Below are 13,578 nucleotides of genomic sequence, written 5' to 3' on the forward strand. Positions count from 1 at the left end.
CACCGCTCGAAGCACCGGGAGGTTCCGTGAGCACGAAAGCGCTGTCACGACTGGGTACGGAGCTGGGGGCGCCGCCGCCGGAGGGCGTGGGCCGACTGACCGACGCCCAGGTGGATCTGCTGGCCTCCGCGGTGAGGGGTGAGCGGGAGGCCCGGGCCGCCGGTCTCGGCGAGGCGGCCGAGGAGGCGCTGAAACTCGTCCCCGCCCTCGCCCGGGGCCCCGTCCGCCGCATCCTCTTCAAGTGAGCGGGGGAGAGCCCATGGACAAGCTGTCGACCCGCGCCGAGACCGAGAAGATCGCGCGTCTGCTCGACCGGGACCCGGGCGAGTTCGCGTTCCTGACGGAGCTCCCCGCCGACGACGTACGGCGGCTGCGCGAGCAGACCGTCGCCGCGCTCTTCGACAACACCCCCGAGATGCTCGACCGGATCGCCCGCGCCACCAAACTGGTCCCGGCCGGGGTCGCCGCGGCCATCTCGCAGAAGGCGCTGGGGCCGCGCCTGGCCGCGGCCGTCGCGGGCAGGCTGGAACCGTCCCGCGCCGCCGACATCATCGACAAGCTGCCCGTCGCCTTCACGGCCGAGTCCTGCGCCCACCTGGACCCGCGCCGCATCGCCGGGATCGTCGCGGGCCTGGACGAGGGCCTGCTGGTCCGCGTCTCGGTCGCCCTGGCGGAACGCGGCGACCACCTCACGATGGGCCGCTTCGTCGGCCATCTGCGCGACTCGGTACTGGAACGGGTGCTGCCGCAGGTGAGCGACGAGGTGGTACTGAGGACGGGTTACGCGATGGACGCGCCCGAACGGCTGCCGCACATCATCGAGTTGATGGGGGACGACCGCCTGGAGAAGGTCGTGGCGTCGGCGGCGGACGGGCTCTGGCCGCAGGCGCTCGCGATCGCGTCGGCGGTCACGGGCGAGCAGCGCACCCGCATCGCCACGCTGGCCGCGCGCAGGCAACCGGCCCAACTGGACTCTCTCGTACGGACGGTGGCCGAGCAGGACCTGTGGGAGTCGCTGTTGCCGGTGGTGGCGGTGCTGTCGGACGAGGACCGCAGGGCGGTCGCGGTCCTGCCCGCACTGCGCGACCCCGAGGTACTGGCAGGAGTGGTCCCGGCGGTGGTGGCGACCGCCCTCTGGTCGGAGTTCCTGCCGCTGTTCGACCTGCTCCCCGAGGAGTCCCGCAAGACGGTGGCGGACGCGGCGGGCGGGCTGCCCGCCGCGGACCTGGACGCGCTGGCCCGCGAGGTGGACAAGCGGGACCTGTGGGAACTGGTGCTGCCACTGGTGGAGTTGATGGACGACGGGGCGAAGGAGCGGATCTTTACGTTGCCGGCGTTCCAGGACAGGGCGGGCTAGCGGGGTCGGGGCGGGCGGCGCCGGGCTAGGCTCACTGTTCCGCCGGGCGATGATCCGACTGTTCCGGCGGTCCGGTCCCGGGTTCGCGAAACGGAGACGTGCGTCATGGCCGCCCTTTCCCTCCACAAGGTGACCGAGCGCGCGCCCGCGCTCGTCTCGCTCTACAAGACGGCCGCCGTCTCGCTGGAGAAGCACGGCCTCGCCGGGGAGGAGGCGGCGGTCTACCTGGTGCTCGACTACTCGGGCTCGATGCGCCCGTACTACAAGGACGGCACCGTGCAGGCCCTCGCCGACCGGGTGCTCGGCCTCTCCGCGCACCTGGACGACGACGGCCGTGTGCCGGTCTTCCTCTTCTCCACGGACATCGACGCCCAGGGCGAGATCGCGCTGGAGAACCACCACGGCCGGATCGAGCGCATCGTGGCGAACCTCGGCCACATGGGGCGCACCAACTACCACGTGGCGATGGACGCGGTCATCGACCACTACGTGGACAGCGGCGCCACCGCGCCCGCCCTCGTCATCTTCCAGACGGACGGCGGCCCGAGCAGCAAGCTCGCGGCCGAGCGATACGTCTGCAAGGCGGCGCAGCTGCCGATGTTCTGGCAGTTCATCGGCTTCGGCGACCCGGACAGCAGCCAGTTCGCCTTCCTGCGCAGGCTGGACGAGCTGGCGGTGCCGGAGCGGCGACCCGTCGACAACGCGGGGTTCTTCCACGCGGGCGCCGATCCGCGCCGGGTGAGCGACGCGGAGCTCTACGACCGGCTCGTGGGCGCGTTCCCGCAGTGGCTGCGGGAGGCGAGGGCGCGCGGCATCGTCGACTAGCCGTCGTTGTCAGTGGTGTGCGCTTAGCTTGAGGCATGGGATCACAGACATCGAGCTGGGCCGAGTTCGAGGTGGCCGAGCCGCTTTTCGCCGAGACCGTACGTAGGCGCTTCCTTCAGTACAAGCACCATGTCCTCGCCACGTTGCGGGCCGACGGCAGTCCCCGGGTCACCGGTCTGGAGGTCGAGATCCGCTCCGGCGAACTGTGGCTCGGCATGATGCCGAACTCCCGCAAGGCCCTCGACCTGCGCCGCGACCCCCGCTTCGCGGTCCAGGCGAACCCGGGCCCCGACGCGGAGATGGCCGACGGCGACGTCCGCGTCAGCGGCCGGGCCATCGAGATCACCGACCCGCCGACCCTGGCCCGCTTCGTGGCAGAGGTGCACCCCCCGGAGCCCTTCCTCCTCTTCGGAGCAGAACTGACGGAGGTGGTCCACACGTCGCTGAACGGCGAGGAGCTGGTCCTACGAGCCTGGCGCCCGGGCGCGGCCCTACGCACCATCCGCCGAGGAGGCGGAACGGAGCCCCCGAGGGAGGATGCGTAAGCGCTCCGCGGGGTGCGGGTCTTTGTCTGCGGGCCGTGTGTGGCTGATCGCGCAGTTCCCCGCGCCCCTTATCGGGCCGTCGGTCGTCTGCGGACCGTGCTGGGCTGGTCGCGCAGTTCCCCGCGCCCCTAAAGGGGCACGGCACCTGGCGTTCAAGCAGCGCGGTGCCTGGCACTTAGGGGCGCGGGGAACTGCGCGAGAACCACGCACGGTCCGCACCTGAAAGGCGGCCATTAAGGGGCGCGGGGAACTGCGCGACCAGCCACACGCGGCCCGCACCCGAAAGCGTGCTCACCGCACGTGGTGCGCCAACACGTCCGCTCGGCACACACCCGCCGACCCCCACGCCTCCCGCAACGGCCGAGCCTTCCGCAACCACACCGACAGATCGAGCTCCTCGGTGTACCCCACGGCCCCGTGGAGCTGGAGCGCAGAACGGGCAGCCAAGTACACCGCCGACCCCGCCGCCACCTTCGCGGCAGCGACATCCCCGGGGTCGAGACCAACCGCCGCTCCGTACAACAACGGCCGCGCGAACTCGACCGCGAGCAGCGTGTCGGCAAGCCGATGCTTCACGGCCTGGAAGGACCCGATCGGGACACCGAACTGCGTCCGCGACTTCACGTACGCGACCGTACGCCGCAACAACTCCTCCGCCACTCCCACCGCCTGCGCGGCCGCCGCAAGCCGCCCCCACAGCACGGCGTGCCGAACGGCATCGGCCAACTGGGGCCCGACAGCGAGGAGTTCACCACCTGGCGCAGGCCGCGCGAGCCGTCGAGCGGGATCGGCAGACGCCAGCACGGGCCCATGCCCCGGCGCGATCCGCAGCTCAGGGACGCCCGCGTCGGCCACCAACACCACCCCCGCCGCATCCGCGTCCACCACGTACGCCCCACCCCCCGACAGGCAGAGCGTCCCCACCACCTTCCCCGAGACAAGCCCGGGCAACAGCCGCTCGGCAGGCCCCGCGTCACCCAGCTCGGCAAGGTGAGCCAGCAACGCGGCCGCCCCCACCGTCTCCACCAAAGGCCCGGGCACGGCATGCCGCCCCAACTCCACGTACGCGACAGCCAGTTCCACCGGAAGCGGACCGACCCCGTCGTACAACGACGGCACCCCCAGCCCGAACACCCCCGCGTCGGCCAGCCGCGACCACAGCGCACGCCCCGGCCCGTGGTCCCCGCCGGACCACGCCCGTACGACCGCCGGGGTGTCCGAACCGGCGAGCATCGCGTCCAGCGACCGTGCGAACTCACGCTGTTCGGCAGTGAGCAGAAACCTCATCACCGGCGCCCCTTCGGAAGGCCCAGCAGTCGCTCGGCGACGATGTCCCGCTGGATCTCGTTCGTCCCGGCGTAAATCGGTCCGGCCAGCGCGAACACGTACCCCTCGGCCCACCCGCCCCCGTCGTCCGCCAACTCGCCGTCCTCACCCAGCAGTTCCAGTGCCGTCTCGTGCAGCGCGATGTCGTACTCCGACCAGAACAGCTTGTTGAGGCTGGCCTCCGCGCCGATGCGCTCGCCCGCCGCGAAGCGGGACGCGTTGGCGTGGGTGAAGAGCTGGTAGGCGCGGGCGCCGATGACCGCGTCCGCCACCCGGTCCCGTACGCCCGGATCCGAGCCGTGCGCGCGCCACAGCCGTACGAGCCGATCGGCGGCGGCCAGGAAGCGGCCGGGGGAGCGGAGAGTGAGACCGCGTTCGTTGCCCGTGGTCGACATGGCGATCCGCCAGCCCTGCCCCGGCTCCCCGATGACGTCCTCGTCCGGCACGAACACCTCGTCCAGGAACAGCTCCGCGAAGGCGGGTTTGCCGTCGAGGCGGGCGATCGGGCGGACCGTCACACCGGGGGCGGAGAGGTCGAACATGAGGTAGGTCAGGCCTTGGTGGGGCTTGGGCGCCGCCGGGTCGGTACGGAAGATGCCGAACGCGCGGTCGGCGAACGCGGCCCGCGACGACCAGGTCTTCTGCCCCGACAGCAGCCAGCCCCCGTCCGTCCGCACCGCCCGCGACCGCAGCGACGCCAGGTCGGACCCGGCCTCCGGCTCCGACCAGGCCTGCGCCCAGACCACCGCGCCGCTCGCCATGTCCGGCAGCACCCGGGCGCGCTGCTCGGGCGTCCCGTGGTCGAACAGCGTCGGCGCGAGCAGGTTGATGCCGTTCTGGCCGACCCGGCCGGGCGCGCCCGCCGCGTAGTACTCCTCCTCGAACGCCAGCCACCCGAAGATGTCGACGCCCCGGCCCCCGTACCGCTCGGGCCAGGAGACGACCGACCAGCGGTCCGCGTACAGCTCGGCCTCCCACACCCGGTGCGCCGCGAAGCCCTCCTCGGTCTCCAGCGACGGCAGCGGCTCGGCCGGGACGTGTGCGGCGAGCCAGTCCCGCGCCTCGGCGCGAAAGGCGTCCTCCTCGGCCGTGTGGTCCAGGTCCATGACGTGCCTCGCCCCTTTGACTGCCGACCGGGCAACCGGCTTCCCTAACAAGTGTTTGGTAGGTTAGCCTGCGGCCGTGACCGACAACAAGGTGCGGAACGAGGTTCGGAACAAGGTCGCGTACGTGCCCGGGCACGGCCTCCTCGACGGCCGCAGCGCCGTGGTCACCGCCGCCGCCGGGGCCGGGATCGGCGGCGCGACCGCCCGCAGATTCCTGGAGGAGGGCGCACGGGTGCTGCTCGGCGACGTACACGCCCGCCGCCTCAAGGAGACCGAGCAGGCCCTCGCGGCAGAGTTCGGCAGCGCCGCGGTGGCCTCGCTGACCTGCGACGTCACCGACGAGACGCAGGTACGCGCCCTGTTCGACGAGGCCGTACGGCTGCACGGCCGCCTCGACGTCGTCGTCAACAACGCGGGCCTGGGCGGCACGGCGGAGCTCGTCGACATGAGTGACGAGCAGTGGGACCGCGTCCTCGACGTCACCCTCAACGGCACCTTCCGGTGCACCAGGGCGGCCCTGCGCGCGTTCCGCGACTCCGGGCACGGCGGCGTGATCGTCAACAACGCGTCCGTCGTCGGCTGGCGCGCCCAGGCCGGGCAGGCCCACTACGCCGCCGCCAAGGCGGGCGTCATGGCGCTCACCCGCTGCGCAGCGATCGAGGCGGCCGCGTACGGAGTACGGGTCAACGCGGTCTCGCCGTCGCTCGCCATGCACCCCCACCTCGCGAAGGTCACCACCGCCGAACTGCTGGCGGAGCTGACCGCCAGGGAGGCGTTCGGACGGTACGCCGAGCCGTGGGAGGTGGCGAACGTGATCGTCTTCCTGGCCAGCGACTACTCGTCGTACATGACGGGCGAAGTCGTCGCGGTCAGCAGCCAACACCCCTAGCGCCGCCCAGGACCACAATGGACCCGTGCCGAAGAACAAGAAGCAGCAGGTGACCGCCTCGCCCGAGCGGCGCGGGGAACTCCTCGCGACCGCCGCCGAGGTGTTCGCGGCCCAGGGCTACAACGCCACCACCGTCCGCCGGATCGCGGACGAGGCCGGCATGCTCGCGGGCAGCCTCTACTACCACTTCGATTCCAAGGAATCGATGCTCGACGAGATCCTCTCCACCTTCCTGACCGAGCTCTGGGAGGGGTACGACGCGGTGCTCGCCGCCGGGCTCGGGCCGCGGGAGACCATCGAAGCCCTGGTCACCGAGTCGTTCCGGGAGATCGACCGGCATCGGGCGGCCGTCGCGATCTACCAGAAGGAGTCCCGCCACCTCGCCGTCCAGCCCCGCTTCACCTACCTCGCCGACTCGCAGCGCAAATTCGAGCAGGCGTGGCTGGGGACGCTGGAGCGCGGGGTCGAGGCGAAGGCGTTCCGGGCGGACCTGGACGTCCGGCTCACCTATCGATTCGTTCGGGACACGGTGTGGGTCGCCGCGTCCTGGTACCGGCCGGGCGGGCAGCACAGCCCGGAGGAAATCGCCCGCCAGTATCTGTCGATGGTGCTGGACGGAATCGCCGTACGCGAATAACTCACCTCTCCATAAAGGGAGTTGGAATGTCCGAGGCCTATATCGTCGAAGCGGTGCGGACGCCTGTCGGGCGGCGCGGGGGCGGGCTCTCGGCCGTCCATCCGGCGGATCTGGGGGCGCATGTGCTCACCGCGCTCGTGCAGCGTTCCGGAATCGATCCGGCCGCCGTCGAGGACGTCGTCTTCGGCTGCCTCGACGCGGTCGGGCCGCAGGCCGGGGACATCGCGCGGACGGCGTGGCTGGCGGCCGGGCTGCCGCAGGAGGTGCCGGGCGTCACCGTCGACCGCCAGTGCGGCTCCTCCCAGCAGGCCGTGCACTTCGCCGCCCAGGCGGTCCTCTCCGGCACCCAGGACCTGGTGGTCGCGGGCGGCGTCCAGAACATGTCGATGATCCCGATCGCCTACGCCTCCCGGCAGGCGGCGGTGCCGCTGGGCCTGACCGAGGGCCCGTTCGCGGGCTCCGAGGGCTGGCGGGCACGGTACGGGAGGCAGCCGGTCGACCAGTTCCACGGCGCCGAGCTGATCGCGCGGAAGTGGCGGATCACCCGCGGCGACCAGGAGGAGTTCGCGCTCGGCTCGCACCGGCGGGCGCTCCGCGCGATCGACGAGGGCCGCTTCACGCGCGAGACCGTGCCGTACGGAGGCGTGACCGTGGACGAGGGTCCGCGCCGCGACACGAGCCTGGAGAAGATGGCGGCGCTCAAGCCGGTCGTCGACGGCGGGACGATCACGGCCGCCTGCTCCTCCCAGGTCTCGGACGGCGCCGCCGCGCTGCTGCTCGCGAGCGAGCGGGCGGTACGGGAGCACGGGCTGACCCCGCGCGCCCGCGTCCACCACCTCTCCGTACGCGGCGAGGACCCGATCCGGATGCTCTCGGCCCCGATACCGGCGACCGCGTACGCCCTGAAGAAGGCGGGTCTGACACTCGACGCGATCGACCTGGTGGAGATCAACGAGGCGTTCGCGCCGGTGGTGCTCGCCTGGCTGAAGGAGACCGGCGCCGACCCGGCGAAGGTCAACGTCAACGGTGGGGCCATCGCGCTCGGCCACCCGCTGGGCGCCACCGGCGTCAAGCTGATGACGACCCTGCTGCACGAGCTGGAGCGCACCGGCGGCCGGTACGGCCTGCAGACGATGTGCGAGGGCGGCGGACAGGCGAACGTGACCATCATCGAGCGGCTGTAGCGGGAGGTCAGGGGGTGGACGGGGGAGTGGTGCGGCCCACACGTTCGAGCCTGGCCGGAACGGGGTGGCGTGGTACAGTTTCCCCGTTGCAGTTTTGGTACCCATAGACTTTATGTGCGCCTGACGGGAATGTTTCTCCATCAGGCGCGTTTTATTGTTTTTCCGGCTTTCTCCGGATGGGGCCCCTACCTATTCAGGAGAATGACATGGCTACTGGCACCGTGAAGTGGTTCAACTCGGAAAAGGGCTTCGGCTTCATCGAGCAGGACGGCGGCGGCCCGGACGTCTTCGCCCACTACTCGAACATCGCCTCCTCCGGCTTCCGTGAGCTCCTCGAGGGCCAGAAGGTCTCCTTCGAGGTCACCCAGGGCCAGAAGGGCCTGCAGGCGGAGAACATCCTCCCCGCCTGATCTTCGGCGAATTCCGCTAGCCGGGACCCGCACCGCGCAGGTGCGGGTCCCGGCTTGCGTGCTGTCCGTCCCCCGGCCCCGGAAGGCACCCTCCGTATGACGCGCATGACCTCCCGCAAGCGCCCCAGCTCCAGCTCCAGCAAGCCCGCCGCGAAGCCCGCGCGCGGCCGGACCGTACAGCCGCAGGGTGAGTTCACGCTGCCGGAGACCGTCACGCCCGCGCTGCCCTCCGTGGCCGCCTTCGCCGACCTCGACATGCCCGCGGCGCTGCTCAAGACGCTCGCGGCGCAGGGTGTCACCGAGCCGTTCCCGATCCAGGCCGCCACCCTGCCGAACTCGCTGGCGGGCCGCGACATCCTCGGCCGGGGCCGCACCGGCTCGGGCAAGACCCTGGCCTTCGGCCTCGCCCTCCTGGCCCGTACGGCCGGACACCGTGCCGAGCCGAAGGCGCCGCTGGCGATGGTGCTCGTGCCGACGCGCGAGCTCGCGCAGCAGGTCACCGACGCGCTCACGCCGTACGCCACCGCCGTCAACCTGCGTCTGACCACCGTCGTCGGCGGTCTCTCCCTCACCAAGCAGGCCAACGCGCTGCGACGCGGCGCCGAGGTCCTGGTGGCGACGCCGGGCCGGCTCAAGGACCTCATAGAGCGCGGCGACTGCGTGCTCGGCCAGGTGCGTACGACGGTGCTCGACGAGGCCGACCAGATGGCCGACATGGGCTTCATGCCGCAGGTCACGGCGCTGCTGAAGCAGGTCGAGCCGGGCGGCCAGCGGATGCTGTTCTCCGCGACCCTGGACAAGAACATCGACCGCCTGGTGCGGATGTTCCTCACCGACCCGGTCGTCCACTCCGTGGACCCCTCGGCGGGCGCGGTCACGACGATGGAGCACCACGTGCTCTACATCCAGGACGAGACCGACAAGAAGGCCGTCACCGAGCGCATCGCGGCGCGCGACGGCCGGGTGATCATGTTCCTGGACACCAAGCGTTCGGTGGACCGGCTGGTCAAGCGGCTGCTCGCCAGCGGTGTCCGCGCGGCGGGCCTGCACGGCGGCCGCTCCCAGCCGCAGCGCAACCGCACGCTTGAGCAGTTCAAGAACGGCCAGGTCACCGCGCTGGTCGCGACGAACGTCGCGGCGCGCGGCATCCACGTCGACGACCTCGACCTGGTCGTCAACGTCGACCCGCCGACCGACCACAAGGACTACCTCCACCGCGGCGGCCGCACGGCCCGCGCGGGCGAGTCGGGCAGCGTGGTCACCCTCGTCCTGCCCGAGCAGAAGCGCGAGATGACCCGCCTCATGTCCTTCGCGGGGATCCGCCCGCAGACGGCGGCGGTCAAGTCGAGCGACGAGGAGCTGGTACGCGTGACGGGCGCTCGCGAGCCGTCCGGCGTCCCGGTCGTGATCGAGGTCCCGGCCCAGCCGGCCCCGTCGACGAGCCGCAGCCGCAGCCGTGGCTCCCGCTCGGGTGGTGCGCGCAGCGCCTCGGGCGCCCGTACGTCGGGTGGCACGGGTGGTACGCGCACCTCGGGTGGCACTGGTGGTGCCCGCACGTCGGGCGGCAGCGGTGGTGCCCGCACCCAGGCCGGCGGCCGCGCGGGCCAGGGCGGTGCGCCCCGGCGCGGAGGCCGTCCCCAGGGCGGCGGGGGTCGTCGCAGCGCGACGGCGTAAGGCCGGGGGGCTTCGCCCCCGGCCCCTTCCCCCACCCCGCCCCTTCCCGAAAGCCCTTGGCGGGCGGCCGGGTTCTTCGGCTGCGGCCCGGTGGGGGCTGAGCGCGCAGTTCCCCGCGCCCCTAACTACCTAGGGGCGCGGGGAACTGCGCGAGCAACCCAGCACGGTCCGCAGGCAAAAGGGGTCCGGGGTCCGGGGGCGTAGCCCCCGGGAACACACCTCAACCCCCACCCACCCCCGGAGGGCTCAGGGAAGGGGTGGGGTGGGGGACAAGGCCGTCAGGATCGACGTCGCCTCCCCCATCACCCGCCCCACCAGCTCCTCCACGCTCGGCAGATCCGAGATCACCCCCGCCACCTGCCCCGACGCCATCACGCCGGACTCCGGCCGCCCGTCCACCATCGACGCCTTCAGCAGCATCGGGACATTGGCAGCCAGCAGCACCTGACTCCACGTCAAGTCCTTGCCGTGCCGCAGGGCGAGCCCGTCCCGGAGCATCCGGGACCAGGTCAGGCCGGACACGCGGCGGAAGGCGGAAGCGTGCCGAGCCGCACGCGTCAACGCCCGCACCCGCCCCGCCCGTTCGAGCGAGGCCACGAACTCCGTACGCAGCATGCGGTGCGGCAGGCCGTCCACCGCCCGCGTCACCGTCACATCCCCCACCCCCGCCGCCAGATACCGCGCCTTCACCGCGTCCGGCACCGGAGAGTCGGAGGTCAGCAGGAAGCGCGTGCCCATCGCGACCCCCGCCGCCCCGTACGCCAGCGCCGCCACCAGACCGCGCCCGTCGCAGAAGCCGCCGGCCGCGATCACCGGGATGTCCACCGCGTCCACCACCTGCGGCAGCAGGACCGTCGTCGCCACCTCGCCGGTGTGGCCGCCGCCCTCCCCGCCCTGCACGATCACCGCGTCCGCGCCCCACGCCGCGACCTTCTCGGCGTGCCGCCGCGCCCCGACGGACGGCACGACCACCACCCCCGCGTCCTTCAGCTCGGCGATCAGCTCGCGCGACGGGGCGAGGGCGAAGGACGCCACCCGCACGCCCTCCTCCACGATGATCCGCACCCGCTCCCGCGCATCCCCCGCGTCCGCCCGCAGATTGACCCCGAACGGCGCGTCCGTACGGGACTTGACCTCCCGTACCGCCGCCCGCAGCGCGTCCGTGGTCATCGTCGCCGAGGCCAGGATGCCCAGCGCCCCCGCCTCGGCCGTGGCCGTCACCAGCCGGGGCCCGGCCACCCAGCCCATGCCCGTCTGCACGATCGGGTGCCGCACCCCGACGAGCGCCGTCAGCGCCGTCTCCATCAGACGGCCCGGACCTCTCGCTCACGGTGACCCGATGGGTCGATCACCTCTCGTATGCAGTGCAGCTCCTCGGCAGTCGGATCACGCGTATACGGAACTTCGGCGTCGACCACCAACGCGAAACCCGTCGCCGACCGCACCTCCTCCACCGTCACCCCCGGATGCAGCGACGCCAGCCGCATCGAGTGGTCGGGCGTCGCGAAGTCGAAGACGCCGAGGTCGCTCACGACCCGGGGGATATGGTGATAGCGCGCCCCGGCGGCGGCCGCGCGGTCGTAGCCGACGCCGCACACCATGTCGACCGCCGGGACGAACACCCGGGGTGAGTGCCTGGGGATCCAGTAACTCACCGGGTTGTTGAGGGTGTTGACCGGGGCTCCGCGCACCCCGAGCAACTGCCGCGTCGGGGCCGCCCAGTCGCCGATGCAGGAGATGTTCTGGTTGCCGAACCGGTCGATTTGGCTCGCGCCCATCATCACGTGCCGGCGGCCGCCGGTGACCATGGTGAGATGACGGCGGTACGGGAGCCAGCCCTCGGCTGCCCCGTCCGCCCCCACCAGCGTCGCCTCGCCGTCGGTGAGCAGCAGGTCGGGCGCGAACGTGCGCCGTGCCAGGCGGGCGCCGATCGACGGGATCAGGCCCATCGGGCTGGCCAGCACCTCCCCGTCGCCCCGCCAGGCCTCGGCGCACGCGGTCACGCAGTACTCCGCGCGACTGATCACCGGACCTCCTCGTGCCAGGCCTGGACGGCCGACTGGTAGCTCTTCTCGTCCGGCCCCGACAGGAACCGCACGGCGAAGTCCTCCCACGGCGTCGTCGCGTACAGCTTCTGGAACGGCTCGTCGCGCTCGTAGTCCGGCGCACAGGACGTGAAGTGCGCCCCGTGGGGCGCCTCCACCACACCGGTGACCGAGTGGCGCCCGACGAGGAGGGTCTGCGGGACGGCGTCCGCGAAGCCACCGTCCACCAGACGTTCGCAGGAGACGTACGCCTCTGCCGCCGCCTCGCAGAACAGGTCGTCGAAGTACGGGTCCGGGCCCAGGTACTGCGCGTTGCCCAGGCGGTCGGCGCGGTTCAGATGGACCAGGGCCGCGTCCAGGCGCAGCGCGGGCATCGCGACGAACGTCTCGCCGTCCTCGTACGGTGAAGTGACCGTGCGCAGCGTGGGGTTGACCCGCATGACGTCCGAGCCGAGCCCCGCCCGTACGGGCAGGAACGGCAGCCGGTTGGCGGCCGCGTGCAGCCCCCACATGAACATCGCCTCGTCGATCTCCATCAGCTCGAACGCGCCCGCCTCGCGGGCCGCGCGGAAGTGCGGTTCGAGGGGGATGGAGTCGAGGGTGGCGAAGGGGGCGACCAGCTTGCGGACGCGCCCGGCGGCGGCGAGCAGTCCGACGTCAGGACCGCCGTACGAGACGACGGTCAGATCGGTGACGGAGGACCGCAGGATCGCTCTGACCAGCGCCATAGGTTTGCGGCGCGAGCCCCAGCCGCCGATGCCGACGGTCATGCCGCTGCGCAGCCGCGCCGCCACCTCGTCGGGCGTCATGGTCTTGTCGGTCATGCCTGATCCCCTCCTTCCCCGCCGCCGAAGTCGGCGCGGAGCCGGTCGGCGATCCCGCTGAGGTTGGCCTCGAAGGTGAAGCCCTGCTCGTAGCGGTAGCTGCGGTGTACGTCGACGGGGTCGATGCCGTTGATGGCGGCCTTCGCCAGCCGGATGAGCGTGCCGTCCTTGCGGGCGATCTCGCGCGCCAAATCCAGTGCGGCTGAGGGGAGTTCCGCGCGCTCGACGACCCTCCAGACCGAGCCGTGCGCGTGCAGCTCCCCCGCCGTGACCGTCCGCGAGGTGTAGTAGAGCGCGCGCATCAGATGCTGGGGGACCAGGCGGGCGAGATGGGTCGCGGCGCCGAGCGCGCCCCGGTCCAGCTCGGGCAGCCCGAACGTGGCGTCCTGAGAAGCGACCACCGCGTCCGCGTTGCCGACCAGGCCGATGCCGCCGCCGAGGCAGTACCCCTGCACCGCCGCGACGACCGGCACCTCGCACTCGTAGACCGCCGAGAACGCCTCGTAGCAGCCCCGGTTGGCGCCGATGAGGGCGCTGTGGCCCCGGTCGCGGCGCAGCTCCTTGATGTCGACCCCGGCGTTGAAGCCGCGCCCCTCGGCGGCCAGGACGACACAGCGGACGCCGGGGTCGCGCCCGGCGGCGCGTACGGCGTCGGCCAGTTCGTACCAGCCCTTCACGGGCAGCGCGTTGACGGGCGGGAAGTCGACCGTGACGACGGAAATCCCCTTTTCGGGGGCGGTGGTGGAGACACCCATG

General features: G+C 72.0%; 15 protein-coding genes. 9 read left to right on the forward strand and 6 right to left on the reverse strand.

Translation table 11 applies throughout. The features are described 5' to 3' along the window. The first annotated feature begins 26 nt into the window (after nucleotides 1–26). From BG418_RS14165 to BG418_RS14180, 4 genes are all read left to right on the forward strand, one after another. Entirely contained in the window at nucleotides 27–245 is a 219-nt protein-coding gene (locus tag BG418_RS14165) for a hypothetical protein (protein WP_188274177.1), read from the forward strand. Nucleotides 246–259: 14 nt separating this feature from the next. Next, the gene (locus tag BG418_RS14170) at nucleotides 260–1,357 is read left to right on the forward strand and encodes a hypothetical protein (protein ID WP_188274178.1); all 1,098 of its coding nucleotides are present in this window, start codon (nucleotides 260–262) and stop codon (nucleotides 1,355–1,357) included. A 105-nt stretch (nucleotides 1,358–1,462) separates the two neighbouring features. Continuing rightward, nucleotides 1,463–2,182 carry a VWA domain-containing protein gene (locus tag BG418_RS14175; RefSeq protein WP_188274179.1) on the forward strand — a complete coding sequence of 240 codons (720 nt, stop codon included), beginning with the start codon at nucleotides 1,463–1,465 and terminating at the stop codon, nucleotides 2,180–2,182. A gap of 35 nt (nucleotides 2,183–2,217) precedes the next feature. After that, nucleotides 2,218–2,727 (forward strand): pyridoxamine 5'-phosphate oxidase family protein, encoded by a 510-nt coding sequence (locus BG418_RS14180; RefSeq protein WP_188274180.1) that lies wholly within the window; start codon nucleotides 2,218–2,220, stop codon nucleotides 2,725–2,727. A gap of 291 nt (nucleotides 2,728–3,018) precedes the next feature. Here BG418_RS14180 and BG418_RS14185 read toward each other — a convergent pair whose 3' ends face one another. Beyond that, complete coding sequence (locus BG418_RS14185; RefSeq protein WP_188274181.1) at nucleotides 3,019–4,014, reverse strand: acyl-CoA dehydrogenase family protein; 996 nt, start codon at nucleotides 4,012–4,014, stop codon at nucleotides 3,019–3,021. Then, a complete protein-coding gene (locus BG418_RS14190) occupies nucleotides 4,014–5,159 on the reverse strand; it encodes an acyl-CoA dehydrogenase family protein (protein ID WP_188274182.1) in 1,146 nt (381 codons plus the stop codon). The genes BG418_RS14185 and BG418_RS14190 overlap by 1 nt, the downstream gene beginning before the upstream one ends. Nucleotides 5,160–5,235: 76 nt before the next feature. On the opposite strand from BG418_RS14190, the gene BG418_RS14195 reads away from it, so the two are divergent. The 5 genes from BG418_RS14195 to BG418_RS14215 all read left to right on the forward strand — a co-directional run bounded on the left by BG418_RS14195 (nucleotide 5,236) and on the right by BG418_RS14215 (nucleotide 9,953). Further along, nucleotides 5,236–6,048, forward strand: a complete 813-nt coding sequence (locus tag BG418_RS14195; protein ID WP_317453650.1) for an SDR family oxidoreductase — start codon at nucleotides 5,236–5,238, stop codon at nucleotides 6,046–6,048. A gap of 25 nt (nucleotides 6,049–6,073) precedes the next feature. Beyond that, nucleotides 6,074–6,685: a TetR family transcriptional regulator gene (locus BG418_RS14200; protein ID WP_188274183.1), complete on the forward strand. Its 612-nt coding sequence runs from the start codon at nucleotides 6,074–6,076 to the stop codon at nucleotides 6,683–6,685. Between the two features lie 26 nt (nucleotides 6,686–6,711). Beyond that, entirely contained in the window at nucleotides 6,712–7,869 is a 1,158-nt protein-coding gene (locus BG418_RS14205; RefSeq protein WP_188274184.1) for an acetyl-CoA C-acetyltransferase, read from the forward strand. A 206-nt stretch (nucleotides 7,870–8,075) separates the two neighbouring features. Next, complete coding sequence (locus BG418_RS14210; protein ID WP_053727847.1) at nucleotides 8,076–8,279, forward strand: cold-shock protein; 204 nt, start codon at nucleotides 8,076–8,078, stop codon at nucleotides 8,277–8,279. A gap of 105 nt (nucleotides 8,280–8,384) precedes the next feature. Beyond that, nucleotides 8,385–9,953, forward strand: a complete 1,569-nt coding sequence (locus BG418_RS14215; protein ID WP_223184800.1) for a DEAD/DEAH box helicase — start codon at nucleotides 8,385–8,387, stop codon at nucleotides 9,951–9,953. A 246-nt stretch (nucleotides 9,954–10,199) separates the two neighbouring features. Here the strand turns inward: BG418_RS14215 and BG418_RS14220 are convergent, their stop codons facing one another. The 4 genes from BG418_RS14220 to BG418_RS14235 are packed head-to-tail and all read right to left on the reverse strand — an operon-like array spanning nucleotide 10,200 to nucleotide 13,577. After that, on the reverse strand, nucleotides 10,200–11,258 hold the full coding sequence (locus tag BG418_RS14220) for a nitronate monooxygenase family protein (protein ID WP_188274186.1): 1,059 nt from the start codon (nucleotides 11,256–11,258) through the stop codon (nucleotides 10,200–10,202). Continuing rightward, complete coding sequence (locus tag BG418_RS14225) at nucleotides 11,258–11,980, reverse strand: CoA-transferase (protein WP_188274187.1); 723 nt, start codon at nucleotides 11,978–11,980, stop codon at nucleotides 11,258–11,260. Before BG418_RS14225 ends, BG418_RS14220 begins: the two co-directional genes overlap by 1 nt. Further along, nucleotides 11,977–12,822, reverse strand: coding sequence for a CoA transferase subunit A (locus tag BG418_RS14230; RefSeq protein ID WP_188274188.1), 846 nt, complete (start codon nucleotides 12,820–12,822; stop codon nucleotides 11,977–11,979). The genes BG418_RS14225 and BG418_RS14230 overlap by 4 nt, the downstream gene beginning before the upstream one ends. Beyond that, complete coding sequence (locus BG418_RS14235; protein ID WP_188274189.1) at nucleotides 12,819–13,577, reverse strand: enoyl-CoA hydratase family protein; 759 nt, start codon at nucleotides 13,575–13,577, stop codon at nucleotides 12,819–12,821. The genes BG418_RS14230 and BG418_RS14235 overlap by 4 nt, the downstream gene beginning before the upstream one ends. Nucleotide 13,578 lies beyond the last annotated feature (1 nt).

It is taken from the genome of Streptomyces sp. CBMA152 (assembly GCF_014596475.1).
In the GTDB taxonomy this organism is placed as follows: domain Bacteria; phylum Actinomycetota; class Actinomycetes; order Streptomycetales; family Streptomycetaceae; genus Streptomyces.